At 47.2% G+C, this 21,856-nt stretch carries 19 protein-coding genes; 15 read left to right on the top strand and 4 right to left on the bottom strand.

Translation table 11 applies throughout. The features are described 5' to 3' along the window. Nucleotides 1-5 precede the first annotated feature (5 nt). Nucleotides 6-791 (top strand): enoyl-CoA hydratase/isomerase family protein, encoded by a 786-nt coding sequence (locus HP399_RS16995; protein ID WP_173617720.1) that lies wholly within the window; start codon nt 6-8, stop codon nt 789-791. On the opposite strand, the gene HP399_RS16990 is transcribed toward HP399_RS16995, so the two are convergent. Then, the gene (locus HP399_RS16990; RefSeq protein ID WP_173617719.1) at nt 792-1,496 is read right to left on the bottom strand and encodes a MerR family transcriptional regulator; all 705 of its coding nucleotides are present in this window, start codon (nt 1,494-1,496) and stop codon (nt 792-794) included. Nucleotides 1,497-1,675: 179 nt separating this feature from the next. On the opposite strand from HP399_RS16990, the gene HP399_RS16985 reads away from it, so the two are divergent. Next, entirely contained in the window at nt 1,676-2,941 is a 1,266-nt protein-coding gene (locus HP399_RS16985) for a class I SAM-dependent methyltransferase (RefSeq protein WP_173617718.1), read from the top strand. Nucleotides 2,942-2,946: 5 nt separating this feature from the next. Continuing rightward, nucleotides 2,947-5,532 carry a metallophosphoesterase gene (locus HP399_RS16980; protein WP_173617717.1) on the top strand — a complete coding sequence of 862 codons (2,586 nt, stop codon included), beginning with the start codon at nt 2,947-2,949 and terminating at the stop codon, nt 5,530-5,532. A gap of 53 nt (nt 5,533-5,585) precedes the next feature. Here the strand turns inward: HP399_RS16980 and HP399_RS16975 are convergent, their stop codons facing one another. Together HP399_RS16975 and HP399_RS16970 are read right to left on the bottom strand one after the other, a co-directional pair. Continuing rightward, nucleotides 5,586-6,998 carry an alanine/glycine:cation symporter family protein gene (locus HP399_RS16975; protein WP_173617716.1) on the bottom strand — a complete coding sequence of 471 codons (1,413 nt, stop codon included), beginning with the start codon at nt 6,996-6,998 and terminating at the stop codon, nt 5,586-5,588. Nucleotides 6,999-7,040: 42 nt separating this feature from the next. Continuing rightward, nucleotides 7,041-8,018 (bottom strand): glutaminase, encoded by a 978-nt coding sequence (locus tag HP399_RS16970; protein WP_035291144.1) that lies wholly within the window; start codon nt 8,016-8,018, stop codon nt 7,041-7,043. Between the two features lie 267 nt (nt 8,019-8,285). Between HP399_RS16970 and HP399_RS16965 the strand changes: the two genes are divergently transcribed. From HP399_RS16965 to HP399_RS16935, 7 genes are all read left to right on the top strand, one after another. Then, on the top strand, nt 8,286-9,545 hold the full coding sequence (locus tag HP399_RS16965; protein WP_173617991.1) for an ATP-binding protein: 1,260 nt from the start codon (nt 8,286-8,288) through the stop codon (nt 9,543-9,545). A gap of 4 nt (nt 9,546-9,549) precedes the next feature. Next, complete coding sequence (locus HP399_RS16960; RefSeq protein WP_017248377.1) at nt 9,550-10,482, top strand: response regulator; 933 nt, start codon at nt 9,550-9,552, stop codon at nt 10,480-10,482. 150 nt (nt 10,483-10,632) lie between these two features. Next, nucleotides 10,633-11,382: an alpha/beta fold hydrolase gene (locus HP399_RS16955; RefSeq protein WP_173617715.1), complete on the top strand. Its 750-nt coding sequence runs from the start codon at nt 10,633-10,635 to the stop codon at nt 11,380-11,382. A gap of 7 nt (nt 11,383-11,389) precedes the next feature. Beyond that, entirely contained in the window at nt 11,390-11,989 is a 600-nt protein-coding gene (locus tag HP399_RS16950; protein ID WP_173617714.1) for a TetR/AcrR family transcriptional regulator, read from the top strand. 249 nt (nt 11,990-12,238) lie between these two features. Further along, complete coding sequence (locus tag HP399_RS16945) at nt 12,239-12,901, top strand: GntR family transcriptional regulator (RefSeq protein WP_173617713.1); 663 nt, start codon at nt 12,239-12,241, stop codon at nt 12,899-12,901. Nucleotides 12,902-12,912: 11 nt separating this feature from the next. Continuing rightward, nucleotides 12,913-14,250 carry a serine hydroxymethyltransferase gene (gene glyA / locus HP399_RS16940; RefSeq protein WP_173617712.1) on the top strand — a complete coding sequence of 446 codons (1,338 nt, stop codon included), beginning with the start codon at nt 12,913-12,915 and terminating at the stop codon, nt 14,248-14,250. A 146-nt stretch (nt 14,251-14,396) separates the two neighbouring features. Then, nucleotides 14,397-14,885, top strand: coding sequence for a MarR family winged helix-turn-helix transcriptional regulator (locus HP399_RS16935; protein ID WP_173617711.1), 489 nt, complete (start codon nt 14,397-14,399; stop codon nt 14,883-14,885). Between the two features lie 12 nt (nt 14,886-14,897). Here the strand turns inward: HP399_RS16935 and HP399_RS16930 are convergent, their stop codons facing one another. Beyond that, complete coding sequence (locus HP399_RS16930; protein WP_173617710.1) at nt 14,898-15,794, bottom strand: NAD-dependent epimerase/dehydratase family protein; 897 nt, start codon at nt 15,792-15,794, stop codon at nt 14,898-14,900. A gap of 168 nt (nt 15,795-15,962) precedes the next feature. On the opposite strand from HP399_RS16930, the gene HP399_RS16925 reads away from it, so the two are divergent. The 5 genes from HP399_RS16925 (at nt 15,963) to HP399_RS16905 (ending at nt 21,854) form a co-directional block, all read left to right on the top strand. Continuing rightward, nucleotides 15,963-16,970 carry a LacI family DNA-binding transcriptional regulator gene (locus HP399_RS16925; protein ID WP_026134050.1) on the top strand — a complete coding sequence of 336 codons (1,008 nt, stop codon included), beginning with the start codon at nt 15,963-15,965 and terminating at the stop codon, nt 16,968-16,970. Between the two features lie 64 nt (nt 16,971-17,034). Then, nucleotides 17,035-18,003, top strand: a complete 969-nt coding sequence (locus HP399_RS16920; protein ID WP_173617709.1) for a sugar phosphate isomerase/epimerase family protein — start codon at nt 17,035-17,037, stop codon at nt 18,001-18,003. A gap of 11 nt (nt 18,004-18,014) precedes the next feature. Further along, nucleotides 18,015-19,073, top strand: coding sequence for a Gfo/Idh/MocA family protein (locus HP399_RS16915; RefSeq protein ID WP_173617708.1), 1,059 nt, complete (start codon nt 18,015-18,017; stop codon nt 19,071-19,073). Nucleotides 19,074-19,096: 23 nt separating this feature from the next. Then, entirely contained in the window at nt 19,097-20,434 is a 1,338-nt protein-coding gene (locus HP399_RS16910) for an ABC transporter substrate-binding protein (protein WP_173617707.1), read from the top strand. A gap of 109 nt (nt 20,435-20,543) precedes the next feature. Next, nucleotides 20,544-21,854 carry a carbohydrate ABC transporter permease gene (locus HP399_RS16905; RefSeq protein WP_173617706.1) on the top strand — a complete coding sequence of 437 codons (1,311 nt, stop codon included), beginning with the start codon at nt 20,544-20,546 and terminating at the stop codon, nt 21,852-21,854. The last annotated feature ends 2 nt before the right edge of the window (nt 21,855-21,856 follow it).

The raw sequence follows: 21,856 nt of genomic DNA, 5'->3' as shown, positions 1-21,856 counted from the left end.
GAAAGATGAGCGTTGAAGAGGTTGTTTTGTACAAGAATGAGAAAGGAATCGTGACCCTTACGCTAAACAGACCAGAGGCATTGAATGCATTGAACCGAGATGTCCTTAATCAGCTTTCGACCATCTTAGACAGGATCAAAACTGATCCCAGTGTGAAAGCGGTCATCCTTACAGGGGCGGGAGAAAAAGCTTTTTCGGCCGGTGCCGACATCTCGTATCTGCATCAGGCGACACCGCTGGAAGTAAGGGATTTTGCTCAGTTGGCCGTTTCAGTGACCAGTCAAATCGAATCGTTGGGGAAAGTAGTCGTTGCTGCAATGAACGGCTATGCGTTAGGCGGGGGCCTTGAGATCGCAGAATCGTGCACGCTGCGTATTGCGGTTCATCATGCCAAAATGGGACATCCCGAAGTACGAATTGGAGCAGTGGCGGGCTTTGGTGGAACAACCAGACTCCCTAGGCTAATAGGAAAAGGCCGCGCCGCGGAGTTGCTTCTTACAGGATCAGCGATAGATGCGGATGAAGCATACCGAATGGGACTGGTAAATCGGGTCGTTTCGCATGAGCGGCTACTGGCAGAAACAGAGGAGGTTCTCCAAGAAATTTTGTCTCAGTCTCCGCTGGCAGTGAAACTAACATGGGATGCGATTCATCGAGGGAGTAACCTGACAGTAGAGGAGTCCGCACTTCTAGGCGCAGACTACTTCGGACTCGTGGCATCCACCGAAGACTTCCGGGAAGGAACCAAAGCTTTCTTAGACGAGACTCCACCGCGTTTTACAGGGAGATAATCACAAGAGCTTCAATACCTCACACAATTCAACCAACCGCCTAACACCGTACATCTGATGGCGATTGCGATCGTGAATGCTCCTGATCGCATCTGCCGTCACTTTTTTTGCTTGCTCAATACTTTGATTTTCTACTGCTTGTACAATTTCTTTCATATTCGTTAAAAAATACACCGTATTGCGCAATGTGCGGATAAGCAAAATCTTCCGTATATCCATGGGAGTGAATTGGCGGTAGCCATTCTCAGGATCGCGTGGCAGTACAAGCAAGCCTTCTTTTTCCCAATGGCGAATCGCAGACGTTGTGACTCCTGTGTAAGCAGCGACTTCACCAATCGTCATGCGGTTTCGCCACTTTTTGTTTGGAGGCAAGGGGAGATCGAGATTTTCCAAAAGTTCGAGTGTTTGGTCTGCTGCGACCTTCTCTTGTTGGAGGTTGGCCTGTTCTTTATTCACGAGCCAAAATGCAGCATCCATATCCGCTTTTTGAAGCGATCGAAGGACTTCACAGGTGACAGCGACCCCAAAGCCGGGAAACATGGCGCGCAGGCAACGAAAATAGGCAAGATGAATTTCTGTATACAGTCGATAACCATTGTCTGCACGATCTGGAGCAGGAACGACTCCCCATGATTCATAATGGCGCAAAGCACTCGTGCTAATATGTAGCTCGCGAGCGATCTCAATCGGCTTGTAATAAGGCATCTGACGCACCTCCCGCTGGTTTGTTATCGCGGATTTCACTATACCAAGAACAGCATCTCGTAGCAAATGTTCCTGTAATTTTTGGTAGGTCGTAATACTTTTACCCTGTTCGGCATGGGATGAAAAAGCGAAGATTGTCAGTAGATATTGATTCTTCTTTTTCAGAGGTGAGACAACGTATGGCCATTGTTCAGCTACAATCAGAGAACCCGGACTTTTCGTACATGATCAAGAAAAATCCGAATTCCGGACTGAGTTTACGATCCATTCGAAAAGGCATCGCATACGGGTGGTTTTCTAATACGGATACATATAACGTTTACTTTAAAGATGCAGAAAATGAGGTTTCCTACAAACAATCCGAACAGGAGCATTTTGAATATTTGAATGTCTCCCGGTACAATACACCCTTGTTTCCGTTAAATGCGATCAATGAATTTTTTTCCGCTCCGATGAAGCAACACGACGAGCGGGATGTTGAAGGGTACGAGCATGTTTTTTTCATTAATATGATTCACATCGAACGACTGCTGTATCTGACATTTTTTGAGAAGCACCTCAAGGATTTCACCTTTGAACTCAAGCACCACGCCGATAAAAGCTACGCTTTGACCATCACAACGAGAACGAGTCTGCATCAGCTTCTCCACGTCGTGAGCGTGCTCTGTCTATTCTTGAGTATGCTTGGAAAAGAGTACATCGATATATCCGATAACATCCTGGATAAATACATCAAAAGCATCCATGTTATCGACGCACCTTTTTACATACGAAGCCTGTTCGCTCGCAACTTCCTGACAACCAGAGAGCGCTATCGCAAGTACAAGGCTGAGATCGAGAAGACAAGCCGCTACCCCATTCAATTGGAGTATGGCAGCACCGGTTTGCAGAGAAGGAACTACATCGCGAGTAAGCTTCCTTTTACGAAATCCATTGTGGATATCGGATGCGGAGAAGGCTTTTATGCGATCCCGTTCGCTACCAAGCTGCCGCAGTATTACTATGCGATCGATATCGATGAACAATCACTGGAATTAGTCAGACGCAGGGCAGGGGAAAAAGAAATCTCGAATCTGATTTTGTTCCGCTCGCTTGATCAGTTTTTACAGGATTATAACGGTGAGCAGGTAGATGTCATTTTAACTGAAGTCATTGAGCATATGAGCAAAGAAGAAGCGAGAGCGTTCATTAAGCAAATCTGTAGTCGATTGGATTTTGACCATTTTATCATTACGACACCGAACGCGGATTTTAATCAGTTCTATGAGCTGGAAGGCTATCGCCACGACGATCATAAATGGGAAATGGGACAAGAAGAGTTCCAGGCATGGATGACCGAGATTATGGAAAAAGCCGGGGTGCAGGGGCAATTTGTATCCATAGGTGACGGCGTGAATGACATACACACCACACAAGGCGTCATTGTCCAGAGAAAGGGGGCGTAACGACGATGCTGATACAGACGCAGGTTCACACGATTTTTATGCTCGTCGGTCCCACCGAATGTGGGAAAACGACTTTTGCCAAGGAAGTACTCATGCCGAGGCTTTCTGTTGCAGATGAACAAAAAAACGTAAAAGCAAATGTCCAATACATTTCCTCGGATAGCATTCGCCAGGAACTGTTGGGCTATGATTACGACAAGTATGATCAGGTGATGCTGGAGGCTAGTGAGCAGGCATTTCAGCTCCTGTTTGAAAAGCTGCGCTTGGTGACTTCGTTTCCGATCAACGCCGAATTCGTGGTTGTAGATACAACAGGGCTAGCAGAAGACTTCCGCTCGAAAGTCCGCGAAATTGCAGCAGAGAACAATTACCGCTTGGAAGTGATCCTCTTTGATTATCGCAATCGGGATGATTACTACGCATCCGAGCGATCAAAAAAATGGATTACCAACCATATTCTCCGGTTGAAGCAAGAAGTGCTCCGAGCATTAGCCAAGGAAGGGTACCACGACATTCACCGAATACGGCACAAAGATTTTTATGTACTAGCTGATGGGGTGGCTAATCCTCGTTATGAGGTCTTGATCGAAAATAAGGATGCATATCTGGCTACGATCCTTCCCAAAGACCAAACATACATCATCATCGGAGACATTCACGAATGCGTCCATGAATTGAAAGGTCTCCTGCAAAACTACGGATTCAAGCTCGAGGACAATCGTCTCATCTCGACTGAAAAGGTACAGCATACCAAAATCATTGTCGCAGGGGACTGGATCGACAAAGGAGCGCAAACCAAGGAGATCATCGAGTTTCTATACGAAAATCAACAGCATTTCTTGTTTGTTCTCGGTAACCACGAAAATTTTGTCTACAAGTACTTGCGCAAGGAACTAAAAGGGGTAGAACCACAGTTACTGGATACTTATTTTGATTCCACACACGTCTTGGAAAAAGACGCTGATTTAACAGCGATGTTCAATCACCTGTATACGCTGGCTCAGCCGTTTTATCGATCTAACGCACTGACTGGCCCGTCCTATTATGTAACACATGCTCCCTGCAAAAAGAAGTACATTGGAAAGCTTGATGCGAATTCGATGCGGCGCCAACGCAATTTTCGGATAGACCGAACAGCTTCTTTGGAAGAGCAACTCGCATTTTTGACGGTTGAAGCAGTCAGTAACCATCCGTACCATATTTTTGGACATATCGCGGCACAAAAAACGTTTCGCCTGAAGAACAAGCTCCATCTCGATACCGGATGTGTGCACGGAAATGCTTTGACCTCCGTCGTGATCGCACACAAGCCGTTTTTCAAGTCGTTTCAGTCTGAGCATCGGGTGATGACAGAGGAACTACCGATCTTGTTCCATGCAGAAAAACAAGTATCCATGGGAGATTTGGAAGAGGAAGAACTCCGTCGACTCCGTTACTGCTCGCAAAATAAGGTCAATTTTATTTCCGGAACGATGCCTCCGGCGGATAAGGATGAGGCGACTCAGGAGTTGGAGTCGTTGAAGGCGGGGCTGGACTATTTCGCAAATCGAGGTATTCATCAAGTCGTGTTGCAGCCGAAATACATGGGTTCGAGATGCAATCTCTATCTCCATCATGATCGCGACAAATGCTTTGCGATTAGCAGAAACGGTTATGCCATCAATCAGGTTGATTTGACACCGATTTATGACAAGCTCCATGCAAGGTTCCGCGAATACATGGAGCAGAATGAAATGGCGATGCTCATCTTGGACGGCGAATTGTTGCCGTGGAGTGCAATAGGGAAGGGCTTGATCGAAAAGCAGTTCAAACCAATCGAATCCGCGCTTCGCAGTGAATTTGCATTTTTGCAGGAAAGCGGTTTTGAAGAGGCGCTTCACCAACTCGTTCACAACTATGACGAGAGCGGATTCGAAAAAGACCAGTTCCACCTATCCAAGAGTGCGCTCACGGAAAAATTCGGTTCACTCTTGTATCAAAACTACAAGTATGTGCGAGAAATCAAAGAGAGTTACGTTCCTGTCGACAAGCATTTGGAGGCCTATCACATTTACCAAAAACAGATGGAACTCTATGCAGGAGAAGGGGAGCTTGACTACAAGCCTTTTTCCATTCTAAAGGCCGTCTATTTGAATGGAGACGAGCAATTGCCGAATTGGAAAACATCCGATATGTATCGCATCGTAAATGACGATCATATTCTCGCCATCGATTTGTCTGAGCCGAATGCGTATGAACAAGCGACACGTTACTTTTCCACGATTACACTGGAAAACAAAATGGAAGGCATCGTGATCAAGCCAGAGTTGATCGATCAGAAGGTCGTGCCTGCCATGAAGGTTCGCAATCCGGAGTACTTGGCAATTATTTATGGCTACGATTACCGTTTCCCTCACAAGTATCGCAAGCTTTTCAATCAGAAAAATATTACGAAAAAGCTCAAGACTTCGATGCAGGAACACAGGCTGGGTGAGCGGATGCTTGGTTTCAAATTCGACGACATTTCTCCAGAAAATACGGAGTATCAAAAAGCAGTCGCAACGATGCTCTTTGAAGTGGCGAAGGAAAAAGAGATCGATCCGCGGTTGTAAATGAAAAACGAGAAGCTGCTGACTGAGCAAGCTTCTCGTTTTGATTTGTAGAGTTATTTATTGGACGATGGAGCAGCATCCCATGCTTCGATATTATCGACGCCTTCAATACTGTCCTTGTAGAACACAGGATCTTTTCCTGCTTTTTTCTGTTCCAAATAATCATGTAGCGCAGCATACGCGACTTTTGATAACATGGCGATCGCAATCAGGTTGACAATGACCATGAAGCCCATGAACAAATCGGCCAAATCCCATACGAGCTGTACCTTTGCCACTGATCCGAACAACACCATGGCAAGTACACTTAAACGATACAGCATGAGCCATGCTTTGCTTGTCTTTAAAAACTCGATGTTGGTCTCGCCGTAATAGTAGTTCCCGATCAAAGTACTGAAGGCGAACAGGAAAACCATAATGGCAAGGAAGCCAGAAGCCCAAGAACCGATATGAATGCTCAGTGCTGCTTGGGACAGCTCAATGCCACTCAATCCTTGTTGCGTGTACGCGCCGGACAGCAAAATGATGAAAGCTGTGCTTGTACAAATCACGAGGGTATCGAATAGAACACCGAATGCTTGAATCAGACCTTGCTTCACTGGATGGCTCGTTGTTGCCGTTGCCGCAGCATTCGGTGCACTACCCATACCAGCTTCGTTAGAGAACAAACCACGCTTGATGCCGTGCATCAGGGCTGCACCCAGGGTTCCACCAGCGAATTGCTCGAATCCAAACGCGTTTTTCACAATCAACGCGATCATTGCAGGCATCTCAGTGATGTTCATCATCACAATAAACAGGGCCATTCCTATGTACAACACAGCCAAGACAATCACGATGTACTCAGACATTTTTGCGATGCGTTTCACACCACCGAAAATAATCAATGCAAATGCGATAGTCATGATAATTCCGATTGTCAATCGGTCGGTACCGAACGAATTTTCAAAGGCAATCGTGATGGTGTTGGATTGCACGGCGTTAAATACGAGACCAAACGAAAGCGTGATGAGGACAGCAAACAGCGCGCCCATCCAACGTTTGTTCAGCCCTTTTTCCATGTAATAAGCCGGACCGCCACGAAAACCGTTCTTATCCTTGATTTTATAAATCTGAGCGAGCGTACTCTCAACAAAACTGGATGCCGAACCGATAATCGCAATGACCCACATCCAGAATACGGCACCAGGACCACCTAATGCGATCGCAATAGCAATTCCCGTAATGTTCCCTGTACCGACACGCGCGGCCATACTAATAGCGAAAGCTTGGAAAGGGGAGATGCCGCCATCGTCTTTCGCTCTCCCTTCTTTAATGGAACGGATCATTTCCGGCAACATACGTACTTGCAAAAATTTACCCCGGAAGGTAAAGAACAAGCCTAACGCGATTAGCATGACAATGATAATATAGGACCACAAAAAATCGTTTACGGAAGTTGTTACATCGAGTAGGAATTGTTGCATCGTGTCACCTCGAATTTTCTTATGAATTTTCCTTAGTATTCTCTAAAAAATCGTTACATCCCATTCCTGAGCCATATGTTTTAACAAAGAAACGCCCGCTACACTGTTTCCACAACCGTCAATGGAAGGTCCAAAAATACCGATTCCACAACCATCTTGAAACGGTGAATGTGGTTTGCGGTTAGGAGGAACCAGTGTCATGATACCGCCTGAGACACCACTTTTTGCTGGCAAGCCAACATTCGCGGCGAATTTGCCCGATGCATCGTACATGCCACAGGTGAGCATCAGTGCTTTGGCTAAACGGACGACATCTTTCGGGAGAACTTGTTCGTTGCGCATCGGATGGTAGCCATCGAGTGCCAAAAGGAGACCGATCAAGGCAATTTGCTCGGTGGTTACTTCAATCGAGCATTGGGTGAGATAGACCTCCAAAGCGTCTTCCACTTCGCACGCTAAATAGCCGGTATCCTTTAAATAGTGGGCGAGTGCCCGGTTTCTGTGAGAGTTTTCCCATTCGGAAAGAAACACTTCCTCGTTCACCGTGGGTGTAACACCTGTAATTTTACTGAAAAATGCATACAAGTAGCGCAGTTTATGATCCGGTGTTTGACCAGGGAGGAGTGAAGATGTCGTAATCGCTCCCGCATTGATCATCGGATTAAAAGGCTTACCTGGTTTGTTCATTTCCAGACGGATAATGGAGTTGAATGCATCTCCAGTCGGTTCTACATCTACCCGATCCAACACGTAAGGGATGCCATGGTAGCAGCAAGCAGCAATAAAACTGATTACTTTGGAAATACTTTGCATCGTGAAAGGAACTTCCCAGTCACCCGCCGTGTGCATTTTTCCTGTAGGCTCGATGATACAAATACCTAACTGATTCGGATCCGTTCTGTCCAAAGCAGGGATATAACTGGCACATTTTCCTTCAGATGCCTTGGAACGATATTGTTCCACCCATTGCTGTAATTCATCCACGAGTAAAACCTGTTGAATCAACGCCTTTCCCCCCAAAAATCGAATACACTGCTCTTACGCGAAGAGGAAGAGAAAGCGCTTCCATGCCTCGCGAAATACATATAATGAACACTTTACAACCACCCTACAAAATAAAACAAAAACTCACAGATTGATTCATGTGAGTGTTACATTTTTTTTTGAGACTTGTCCTACATGCCTATCCTCGGTAAAAATAGATAGGGGCATCAAGAAACAACATGGGATGTGAAAGGCGTGCGTGTACAAACACAAGTAAAACGAGATTGGTATATATTGGCGCTCATGCTGATTACGGTCCCGTTGGCAGGAGAGTTGAAATTTTATCCCGTCAATGAGACATTTCGCATTAGCTTTGGAGCTCCTACCTTTTTCTTCTTTTTATTACTGTTTCAAAGAATTCCATCTGTTCTCGCTGGCTTTTTGACGGGGATTACGGTCGTATGCTTCCGGATTGTGATTGACCTTATCGCCGGGAATCATACAGCATGGGAGGCTTCTCTCCAAGCGCATTATTCTAGCTTTTTCTTTTATTTCGCTTATTCTGTTCTGTTTTTTCTAACCGGAATGCGCCGTTTTCACAACAGGACGATTTTGGTTGGATGGATGGGAATGGTTATCGAGGTATTGGCTGACCTCATTGAGTTTCTCTCGCAACATGTCCTGCTAGATTCCGTCCTCACATGGGGAGCGGTGCAAGAGATGCTCGTTATCGCTCTGTCCCACAGCTTTATCGTGATTAGTTTTCTCAACATGATGAAGCTGTACGAAACACAGTCGAGAGAGCAACAGACAAGAAAACAGAATGAACACATCCTTATGCTGATTTCCACCTTGTATGAGGAATCAATTCATCTGAAAAAAACACTGCAAAATGCCGAGAGTATTAGTATGAAGTCTTTCGAGCTATACCAAGGCTTGCAGGAGCTTCATAAGGAACAGGTGGCCACGAATGTAGAGAGCTTTGCCAAGCAAGCATTGATTGTCGCAGGCGAGGTTCACGAAATTAAAAAGGACAACCAACGCATTTTTGCAGGGCTTCACAAGCTGATATCCGATGAAAGCATCACGGATTACATGGACATCCATCAGCTCGTGGACATTATCAAACGAAGCAATATGAAGTATGCAACTTTGTTGGAGAAGGACATACAAATCACAGCTTCCATTTCGGGCACACATCCGCTCTACCACGTTTTCATGATGCTTTCTCTGATCAATAATCTGGTGGCAAATGCAGTGGAAGCCATCCAGCAAACAGGAGCCATTTCCATTGAAATCGATCGGATAGGCGATCTTGTGGAAATCAGAATCAACGATGACGGACCGGGAGTACCTCCACGGCGAAAGGCTTTGCTGTTCAAGCCTGGCTTTACTACGAAATACGATCAAACCGGCAACCCCTCTACAGGGATCGGACTGTCTTATGTACAACAATTGGTGGAACAATGGCAAGGGGAAATCTCCTTACAGGATGGAGTAGATGGGAAGGGGACAACATTTCTCATGCGATTACCAATTGATCCGATAACGAAGAAAGAGTGAGAAGATGCTGTTTTATTTAGTTGATGACGATGATGCTGTACGTCTCATGTTGACGGAAATCATAGAAGACGAGAATCTGGGCGAAGTCGTGGGGGAAGCATCTGACGGCTCGATGGTAGACGGTCATACGTTAACTGCACGCAACGTAGATATTTTGCTGATCGATTTGTTCATGCCCAACCGGGATGGGATTGAGACGATTCGCCAAGTGAAGCCGACATTCACTGGAAAGATCGTCATGATTTCTCAGGCAGAAACGAAAGATTTGATTGCCCAAGCTTACGCCCTTGGAAGCGAATACTACATTATCAAGCCTGTAAACAAGATCGAAGTCGTAACGATCCTCCAAAAAGTGATCGAGAAAATTCGCCTAGAGCGTTCGATACGGGACATTCACAAATCGCTGAATGCAGTCATGCAGGTGGACCAGCAGCCTTCCGGACAACTTCGTCCGTCACAGGGCAAACCACTTCGCGAGGCGGGGCAGTTTCTGTTAACGGAGTTGGGTATCGCGGGAGACAATGGAAGCAATGACTTGCTAGATATTTTGGACTTCTTGCATGGATACGAACAGACGCATACGTTTAAAAATGGATTCCCAGCTCTGAAAGAGATCTTTGTGGCAGTAGCACAGGACAGGATCGGAGTAGCTGTGGACGATCCACAAGTCGCCAAGGTTGTCAAAGCTTCTGAGCAGAGAGTCCGTCGAGCGATCTATCAGTCGCTGAATCATTTGGCGTCACTTGGGCTTGCGGACCTCTCGAATTGGAAGTTCGAAAATTACGCTTCACAGTTTTTTGATTTTACGTATGTGTGGAAGAAGATGGCGGAGTTAAAGAGCAATGCTGCATCGCCTGGTTCAGATATTCGGATCAATATGAAAAAGTTCATTCAAGTGCTGTATGCAGAGGCGAAGCGCATTCAGTCGGAGGCGTGATTGTTCTGTGTCTGACGTGTAGAGGTAAGTCCTGATCATGTTGATTAGGGCTTTTTGTTTTGTATGGGAATGTATTTTTATTGACTAAACGTTCATTCAATAATAAACTGGGATCATATACCAAATCTACAATTCACGGAGGGATCACCGATGGATTTGTACTATGAGGTTTCAGGGGAAGGAAAACCACTCATTCTATTGCACAGTGGCGGTGCTGATTTGCGAGATTGGATGTATGTCGCGCCGATTCTGGCGAAGCATTATCAGGTCATCGCTTTCGACGGACGCGGATGCGGAAAATCGCCGTCTCCAACAGAGACAGCCAACTACGTCGCTGATTTGCTTTCCGTCATGGACCATTTCCAGCTGGACGAAGCCACGCTCGTAGGGCACTCAATAGGCGGACGAATTGCAACGGATTTTACGCTGACTTATCCGCAGCGAGTGAGTAAGCTCGTGCTGATTGCTCCTGATTTGACAGGGTATATACCGAGTCAGCCATTCACGGAATGGATGGAGAAAATCCAAGTAGCACCGGATGTTGACCGTATGGTAGAGCTTTCCTTATCCGCCTGCCCGTACCGCCACGTGATGGCAAGTCCACAGAAGGACCTTCTGGTAGAGATGGCGAAGCATAATTTAGCAAAAATATTCGAGTGGGCGACATGGGAGTCTGTATGGCCACAGCCGCCTGCCATTGAGCGGCTCGAAGAATTAGCCAATCAAACATGCTTGATAATCGGCAAGGAAGATGCCCTGGATGCGAAACGGATTGCTGAATATTTTAAAGAAGTATTACCAGAGAGAAGGTTTATTGAGATAACGGGTGCCGATCATAAACCAACGTTGACGCATCCTGAAAAAATCGCTCGCGCTATCACTGAATTTTTGGAGGATTGACTGAACCGTGCCCCGTACCCCAGCTGAAAATGAACGAATTCGCCAAGCTGCAAAAGACAAAATCCATGCAGCCGCGATGACGCTTTTCATAAAAAAAGGCTACCACGCGACCTCAATAGACGATGTAGCCAAACAGGCCCAGATATCGAAGGGACTGCTTTACAATTATTACAAAGGCAAAGAAGAGCTTCTCGCCGCGATGGTCCAGATACGGATCGAGGAAGTAAAAGAAGTGATGGAGGCTGCTACGAAGCTTGCAACGCCGCACGAACAGCTGCGCCATATTGTCGACGGTGCGCTTGATAACGTCTACCAGCGACCGGAAGTCTATCGTTTTTACTTGAATTTGCAAACGCAGCCCGAAGATGATCGGGTACTTGCTTCTTACAGAGAGCAGTTAAATGAGGAGTCACGTAGGCAGTTTGAAGTCCAGTGCCGGATCTTCAAACAGTTAGGCGCAAAGCAGCCCAGATTGAGATCGCTCTATTTTTCTTCGGCGCTCCAAGGCGCAATGCTGATGATGACGACTTATCCAGAAGGGTTTCCGGTTGAAGAGATGAAGGAGCAGATGATTCGGGAGTATTGTAGCCCTCCGGCAGAATCATAGAGTTACGTTCGTTCAAAAATGAAGAGGCTATCCCATTTGTAAATGATACTGGTGGGGTAGTCTCTTTTTCTGTAGCTTTGGTATAACATTCGCTTTTAAAAATCACGCACGCGGAAGAAGATTAGACAACTTTGTATGAGATAGTGAAGTGTATTCATTCAAGCCCAAAGCACATGCCATTCAAACCGTCACAAATATATCTAAACATTTGGAATTGACAGAAATAAACAAAACCAATATATTGGTTTTATGGATACAAACCTAATCAAACAAATCGAACGTCCTTCATTACGCGAACAGGTATACCAAGGCCTGAAGAAAGCGATCATCATGCTAGAGCTAAAGCCAGGACAACGAGTCAACGACAACGAACTGGCGGCTTTATTTGGCGTGAGTCGAACACCTGTGAGAGAAGCGCTCAAACGGTTGGAGGACGAAGGCCTTATTGAATCTGTTCCCGGCTCTCTAACACGGGTGACACCCTTACTTGAAAAGGAGGCGAAGCACGCTTTTCCTGTCGTTGCGGCCTTGCACGGGTTGGCAGCACGATTGGCGATGCCATTTGAGTCAGAAATTATCCGTAGTTTGGAGCAGTGGAATGAAAAGCTGCAGGTCGCACTCGAACAGCAAGATGTGATCATAGCGATTGAAGCAGATGATGGCTTTCACGAGGTGATCCTCGAGGCTGCGGGGAATCGTGAAATCTACCTGGCACTTGAGCGAGTTGTACCGAAAATTCGGCGTTTGGAATTTGCTCGGTTCGGTTCCTTAGAAGGGGTGGAATCAGTAGAACAGCACCGCAGAATCATCGAAGCGATTCGTGACAACAACAGTCAGCTTGCCTCTTCTTTGATGGAAGAAAACTGGATCAACCTTGGCAGATTGCTTACGGACCATTCCAATGATGAATAGGGGGTAATGGCATGAGTACGGTTGAACTGAAGGGGGAAGTACATGATTCGCGTGTTTTGCAATGGGCGCGATCCATTATTGAAGAGAGCCCGTCACACCGTCTGATTCAGCAAGAGATTGTGAATGCGGTAAACCGCAATGCGATTTGGCGAGGCGAGGAATGCTTGAATTTGCTCGCACCAGAAGCACCTACCACGCCTATCGTACGTCAACTGCTCGCTTCTGAGGTTGGTACTCGCGCTGCGGAAGGACATATCGGCAGCACGCAGAGATGGTTCGCTGGCACGAAATATATCGATGAAATCGAAGCGTTATGTGTTGAGCTATTGAAAAAAGTATTCCACGCCAATTTTGCTGACCATCGATTGGTAGCGAGCATGGTCGGGAACATGACAGTCTACGCGTCGTTAACGCAACCGGGCGATACGATTATGACGATCGCACAACCGTTTGGGGGACATTCCAGCAACCGGGTGGACGGGCCTGCTGGCATCCGCGGTTTGCAAATTGTCGATGTGCCAATGGACCCCGTTGAGCTTACCGTTGATCTGGACGAGTTCGCCAAAGTCGCACGGCAAGTTAGGCCAAAGCTCGTTACTTTAGGCGCGTCCATGACCTTATTTCCATTTCCACTGAAGGAGATGGCTGAGATCGTGAAAGAATGGGGCGGGCGCATTTATTTTGATGGCGCACATCAGTTGGGGTTGATCGGTGGCGGTCAATTTCAGGACCCCCTACGAGAAGGGGCATGTGTGATGACCGGCTCGGCTGGGAAAACGTTTAGCGGTCCACAAAGCGGTATCATCATCTGGAATGACCCGGACTTATCGGTACCGATTACAGATGCCATCTTCCCAGCACTTGCCGCGACACATCAAGTCAACCGGGTAGCGGCATTGGCTGCAGCGGCGGCAGAGTTTTTGGCGTTTGGCAAGGAATACATGGCACAAATTGTGACGAATGCACAAGCACTGGGAAAAGCATTCGATGAACGGGGAATTCGGGTGCTTTGCGCGCATAAAGGCTATACACGTACACATCAAGTCATTCTGGACGTAAAAGAGTTCGGCGGCGGTTACGAGGTAGGCAAGCGATTGGCAGAAGCGAATATCATCACGAACAAAAATTTGATTCCAGGTGACGGACCAGAGGATTGGGACTTCCCAAGCGGTCTGCGTATCGGGACGACAGAAGTCACTCGCTTTGGCATGAAGGAACAAGAGATGGACATGATTGCAGAGCTGATTGTAAGTGTGTTGTCAGGTAGGGAAAAGCCCGAGGTTGTCCAGTCTAAGGTGATCGAATTGCGCAGATCGTTTAGCAAGATGCAGTTCTGCTTCCCAGAATAGAGTAGGTAGGATAAACACCGTATGCCGGAGTTCAAAACTTGGCATACGGTGCTTTTTCGAGTCGTAAGTGGACTCTCATTCTTGACAATGTCATTTCATTTCGTAAATAATCGATGGATACCATCAAAGAATGGGAGTCTAAACGGATGAGTACAGACCATACAAACGCGGATGTTACCATTGATCATACGACGAAAGAGCTGGCTCTCGCATTTGGTCAGTTAAAGCGGATCGGACATGTTTTCAGTCCTTCGAAAGACCTCCGTCAGAGCGAATTGAATTTGCTTGTTCACTTGACCTACGTAAGTCCGCCAGGATCGAACGGCATCAGAGTTTCCGAGCTAGGCAAGCAGTTGAAAATAACGTCAGCAGCCGTGACGCATGTCATTCAATCACTCGAACAGCTTGGGTTTATCACCCGTACCGTGGGCCCCAAAGATCGACGCTCTATTCTCGTAGCCCCTACGAAAGAGGGATTTGATTTTGTGGCAGCGAGAGAACAAGAACTGTTTAATCGTTTTCAGCAATTGCATGAGCATCTTGGTACGGATGATGCGCAGGCACTCATGCGGATATTAACGAAATCAATCAGATTCCTGCATACTTACCAGGATAGCGATGAAGCACGACCATAGTTCGATGATGGACTATGGTTTTTTATTGTTTTGATAAGAACCTTGCTCCAGCTCTTTGAGGAGCGAGTTCGCAGAGGGGCTCCATTGTAGCTGTTGTTCCGCGCGCAATCCAGATATCCTCTGGTTGATGCTCGCCCCCCAAGCGGCTGGTCCTAATGCTTTGGTTGCATCCTCATAGCTCCATGATTCCACTTTTTCGACCCCAGCTATTTTGGCAATCGATGTCATGAGCTCTTTCGTCGTGATTATTTCCTTGGAAGTTGCATTGAATAATGAGCCTGGCTGTGCTCGTAAAAAAGCGCATTCGTAAAGTCTAGCCAAGTCATCAACAGCGATAGTAGACCATGCAGTTTGCCCGTCATCGATGTAGTTGGCTGAGTGAGATAGCTTCGTCCTTTGAATCGTTGCTTGGACGAGTCCACCACCTCGACCGTATACAAGTGTAGGACGTATGACGATCGTACGAATAGTGCGCTTAGCTGCTCCTAAAACTTCCTGCTCCTGGTTCGCTTTCCATTGGAGAAAAGGCAAAGGGTTGAGAGGGGAGTTCTCATCCACGACATTGTCGTACGTATCGTTATAGATCAGCGTTCCACTCGTATAAATGAATGGCTTCCCTGTGCCATCCAAACCATCCAGCATTGCTTGAACCGCTGCTACATCCAGTTTTTCCATATCAGGTGTGTGTGAGATGGCCATATGAATGACACCATCGAATTTTTTTACACTTTCTGTTAGCAGTGTGGTATCCGCAAGATCACCAACAATAGGGGTGAACCCTTGTGAGAGCAACAGCTCCGCTTTCTCTTCTGATCGAACAAGTCCAGCAACCTGATACCCCAGAGACTGAAAATGCTCGGCGACTACGGACCCGACATACCCTGTTATGCCTGTAAGGAAAACATTCATGACAAAACCTCCTTCATACACAATTAATTTACTAACTAAATTATTTAATAACCATTTTGTAAAGTCAACAGTATTTATAATTAACTGAATATTGACAAAACAAAAGCTGGGTGTTATTTTCACATTAGGAAAACGTTTACCCGTTACATAGAAAGTGAGTGAAGAACCATTACTGTAACCATTAAAGACATCGCACAACTCGCCAACGTTTCCATCGCGACTGTTTCGCGCGTACTGAACAATTCCAAGCCAGTCCGACCAGAGCTGCGAGAAAGAGTCTTGAAAATCGTGCAAGAGACGGGCTTTCAGCCGAACGCGATTGCCAGGAGCTTGGTCAGCAAGGAAACCCGCATCATCGGGGTGATGATTCCCGATATCTCCAACAATTTTTACTCCAATCTCATTTACGGAATTGACAGCGTCATTAGCGAGTACGACTACAGCATGTTCTTGGCGATATCCGATGAAGTGGTGGACAAAGAGCTGAAGTACTTGCGACTGTTCAAAGAAAAACAAATCGATGGTGTCATTATCGCGAGTATTCATTTCTTGGAGGGCAATATCCAGACGCTACAAGAGATTCAGGTTCCCCTTGTTGTTACCGGCCACGATTTGCCCGGCTATCAGATTCCGACTGTCAACGTCAACAATGTGCAAGCCTCCTATGATGCTACTGCCTATCTCATCTCGCAAGGTCATACAAAAATCGCGTGTATATCTGGTCCATTGTGGGACCCGCCGTGCGGTCTGGATCGCATGGGCGGTTACCGAAAAGCCATGCGGGCACATGATTTGCCCATCCATGAAGGATTCGTCGTGGAAGGAGAATTCACAGCCAAGAGCGGTTACGAAGCCATGCGCCGTATTTGTGAAGAAAAAATTCGTCCGACAGCCGTTTTTGTCGCAACAGACCTGATGGCGGTTGGCGTCCTCAATTACTTGTACGACCATGGCATTCGTGTACCAGAAGACATCTCCGTCATGGGCTTCGACAATTTGGAGCTTGCCTCACTTTCCCGCCCCATGCTCACCACCGTACACAATGACCCGTTCATGTACGGAAAAGCCGCAGCAGAGCAGTTACTCAGACAAATCCGCAATGAACCCGTAGAGAGAATGAGCACAGTTCCACACCATCTCGTGATACGCCAAACTGTAAGCGCTTTACTGGAGTGAGGTAACAAGTCTTACCATATAGAGGAAGCAAACGAGTTTATGCATTCAAAAGGGGTGAAGAGATATGAAGCTTGGCGTATTTACCGTTCTTTTTAGCGAGAAGTCGTTCGAAGAAATGCTGGATCATGTGAAGGCAGCGGGTTTGGAGGCTGTGGAAATCGGCACAGGCTGCTATCCGGGCAATTCGCACTGCAATCTCGATGAGCTGTTGGAAAGCCCGGAAAAAAGACGAGCGTACAAAAAAGCAGTAGAGGATCGGGGATTGATAATCAGCGCGCTCAGTTGTCACGGCAACCCGTTGACACCAGATAAAAGCTTTGCGCAGCAGTCCCACGATACGTTTGTGAAAACGGTACAGCTAGCCGAGATGCTGGAGGTGCCTGTGGTCAATTGCTTTTCTGGCACGGCAGGCGACCACGAAGGAGCGAAGTACCCGAGCTGGCCCGTTGCTCCTTGGCCCAATGAGTATCGAGACGTGCTCCATTGGCAATGGAACGAGAAGCTCATCCCGTACTGGCGCGAATGGACTGCGTATGCGACTGAGCATCATGTCAAGGTTGCATTGGAACTGCATGGCGGCTTTCTCGTTCACACACCAGGGACGCTACTAAAACTGCGGGAACAGGTAGGCGAGGGGATTGGGGCAAACTTCGATCCAAGTCACATGTGGTGGCAAGGGATTGATCCGGTAGCTGCGATCAAAATCTTGGGCAAAGAAAAAGCCATCTATCATTTCCATGCCAAAGACACGTATATTGACCAGGAAAAAGTGAACATGTACGGGCTGACAGATATGAATTCCTACGCCAATCTACATGAACGTGCTTGGTATTTCCGAACCGTAGGCTATGGGCATTCACAGCAGACGTGGGCGGATATGATGAGCGCACTGCGCATGAATGGATACGATCATGTCGTGAGCATCGAGCACGAGGATGCCATCATGTCGATTGAGGAAGGCTTTCAGCGAGCTGTTCGAAACCTGCAGCAAGTCATCTTGCGGGAACCAGTCCAGAATCTATGGTGGGTGTAGGAGGGGAGAAAATGACGAATCAACGCAAATGGAAAATCGGAATCATCGGTGCAGGGGGGATTACAGAAGCACACTTGGAGGCGATCAAGGAAGAGCCGCGAGCAGAGGTAGTTGCCATTGCAGATATTTCCGCAGAAATGGCTTCCTATCGTGCAAAACGGCATGACATACCGCAGGTTTTCACCGAATACGAGACGATGCTTCAAGAGTCTGATACAGACGCGATCATTGTTTGTGTCCCGAACTACTTGCATGCAGAAGCAACCAAAAGTGCGCTTGCAGCAGGTAAGCACTTGCTGTGCGAAAAGCCGATGGCGATGAATGCCCAGGAAGCAGAAGAAATGATCGAAGCCGCGAAGAAAGCAGACAAAATCCTCATGGTAGCACAAAACAACCGATTCCGTAGCGATTCCCTGCAAGTCAAAACATGGCTGAAGGAAGGAAAGCTGGGAAATATTTATCACGCCAAAACCGGTTGGGTCAGACGAAATGGGATTCCAGGATGGGGAAGCTGGTTTACGCAAAAAGAATGGGCAGGCGGGGGTCCGTTGATTGATATCGGCGTACATATGCTCGATTTGACCTTATGGCTCTTGGACCATCCAAAGCCAGTATCCGTCCTCGGGCAAACGTACGCGCAATTCGGGCCTCACAAACGCGGCTTGTCAGAGTGGGGCAGGATCGATGATAGCGGGAAGTTTGACGTGGAAGATATGGCAGTGGCGATGATCACCTTTGAAAATGGATTGTCGCTTACGCTCGATGCAAGCTGGGCTTCTCACATCGAAGAGGAAAACGTTTTCCTTCAACTATATGGACAAGAGGGTGGGGCATCCCTTCGTTTATTGGAGAACCAGTTCACGCTTTACCACGAATGGAACGGCGTAGCTGCCTCGACAGAATTAACACCAAAACCTCAAAAAGAACGCGTACTCTTATTCCGTAATTTCATCGACGCCATCGAAGGGAAGGCAGAGATTCTCTGCACACCGGAACAAGCCTTGTACATCAACAGATTGATCGAAGCCATCTACAAATCCGCACAAAAAGGTGAAGCAGTCCGTTTATAACATGAGCATAGGGGGTTACTTAGATGAAAGTTGCGAAAAGACTTACATCCGTTGGACTTACCTTATTAATGGCCTTTTCATTGGCAGCATGTTCTTCCGCACCTCAGCAAGCCTCTACAGATACAACCCCATCACAGCCTGCAACACCAACAGCACCCAAAACAGAGCCAGCACAGCAACCAGCAGAGAAAATCAAGCTCGTCTACGCACGGGGCAAAGACTCAACAGATTCCACTGTCAAGCTCGTGGAGGCATTCCAAAAAGCAAATCCAAACATCGAGATAGAGATTCGCGAAATGCCTGCGGATACAGGACAAAGCCATGACCAGTACGTCACGATGTTCAGTGCACAATCGTCCGAGATCGACGTGTTTGACCTCGATGTCATTTGGCCGGCTGAATTCGCACAAGCGGGTTATCTCCTGCCGCTCGACCGCCTGATGGAACAAGATGGAGTCGAAACCGGAAAATATATCAAAGGGGCCATGGATGCCGGGAACTTTGGCGGTCAGCAATGGACTATGCCCAAGTTTATCGACGCGGGACTCTTGTTCTACCGCAAAGATCTCGTATCCGAAGCTCCAAAGACGTGGGATGACTTGATTGCCCAAGCAAAAGCAACGAAGGGTAAGGGCGGCACGAAGTTCGGTTACTTGATGCAAGCTAAGCAATATGAAGGATTGGTTTGTAACTTTGTCGAGTTCAGTGCATCGTACGGTGGAAAAATTTTAGATGAACAAGGCAAAGTAGCGGTCAACAATCCAGCTACGATCAAAGGATTGAAAAAAATGATCGAGGTCGTCAAATCCGATTTTGTCCCAACCAATATCACCACATTCATGGAGCCGGAATCACATACGGCATTCCTCGAGGGGCAGGCACCTTTTATCCGCAACTGGCCGTATCAGTTCTCGTTAGCGCAGGATCAGGCTCAGTCCAAAATCGTCGATCAAGTCGCGATCGCTCCACTGCCAGCAGGCGATGCAGGCTCCGCAGCAGCACTCGGCGGTTGGATGGGTGGAATCAACAAGTTCTCGAAGCACCCGAAAGAAGCATGGGAATTCCTCAAATTCATGACAGGTCCAGAGGGGCAGAAAATATCCGCGGTAGAAGGTGGACTCGCACCAACCTACCTGCCAGCCTACGATGAAGCCGATGTTCAAAAAGCCAGTCCGCTGTTTGCTAACAAAGATTTCGTCGATGGCGTAAGTGCTGCTGTCTCTCGTCCAACGACTCCGATCTATCCAAAAATTTCAGAAGTGATCCAGATCGAAGTGTCCAAAGCGCTCGCAGGGCAGCAAACAGCCGAGCAAGCGGTGCAAAACATGGAAACGCAGATGAACGACTTGATGAAAAAATAAGCTGGAAAAACGTGGGGCTTCCAAGGGAGTCAAATCGGCTTCCTTGGAAATTGCACTACGATCTGGCAAGCACAAGCAAGCTTCTAGCGGGAAGGAAGGTGGTGAACGGATGAATCGATCAACCAAAATGTCTCTCTCAGAAAAACAGATGGGGTATTTGCTGATTTTTCCTGCACTGCTCATCATACTTGTTATCGCGATTTGGCCTGTCATGCGATCCTTTTGGATCAGTCTACACGATATCCGGTTGAACGACCCGACGAAATCAGAGATTCACTCTACATACGGACTAGATATGGAGCGCTATGTCAGCACGTTACCCAATCTGCTCCGGTATGTGAAGAGGGAGGCAGAGTCTGCCGAAGGGTCATCAAAGGAAAAATTGAATGCGCTCCAAGCGCAAATCGAACAAATGAACACTTCCCTCAACCAAACAGGCGAGATCGCGAGCAGATACCAAATGATCGACCAGCTATTGCTGGACTTTAAACCAGTCCCCACAGAACTCAAATATGTGAGCCTCTCGAACGAACAAACAGACGCAATCAAAACCAGCTTGGCAGAAGTCAGAGCAGTCCTTTTTCAAATGAGTGAACAAAAGCTGCTTTCCAAGCCAGAGGGTGCACTTGGCGTGATCCAAGGCATTGAAGCTTCGATTATCGAGCCCAACTTTGTTGGTTTTGCCTACTACAAGAAGTTTTTAACGGACGCTCGGATGTGGGAGTCTCTGTACAATACGGCGTTTTTTACCGTTATCTCCGTTGCCATTGAATTGGTGCTCGGTATATTGATTGCATTGTTGATCAATCGACCTTTTCGTGGAAGGAGTCTTGTTCGAGCAACCGTGTTAATACCGTGGGCGATTCCGACTGTGATCTCCGCGATGATGTGGAAGTTTTTGTACGACGGACAAAATGGCATCGTGGCCTATCTTTTTGAGCAGGCAGGGTTGATCTCAGATATGGGGATGCTCCTGACGACAAAGGCTGGAGCCATGTTTTCCGTCATTTTGGCAGATGTGTGGAAGACGACGCCATTCATGGCTTTGCTCATATTCGCAGGCCTGCAAACGATTCCGCAAAGCTTGTATGAAGCAGCTTCTGTGGATGGTGCCACCCGCACCCAGCAATTTTTTCGTATTACGCTTCCGATGCTGAAATCAACCATTCTGGTGGCGTTATTGTTCCGTACATTAGATGCATTCCGCGTATTTGATTTGATTTACACGCTGACAGGTGGGGCACCCGGGAACTCGACCGAGACCATTTCCATGTACGCGTATAAAACGATGTTTGCTCAAATGAGCTTTGGGGAAGGCTCCGCGCTCGCAGTCATTGTCTTTTTGTGTGTGGCATTGATCTCTATCGGCTATGTCAAAATATTGGGAGCTGATCTGCTGAGCGATGGCAGTGGCAAATAAGG

Origin of the sequence: Brevibacillus sp. DP1.3A, from assembly GCF_013284245.2 — a bacterium.
Taxonomy (GTDB): domain Bacteria; phylum Bacillota; class Bacilli; order Brevibacillales; family Brevibacillaceae; genus Brevibacillus.
This window is presented reverse-complemented; position numbering and strand designations above follow the sequence as displayed.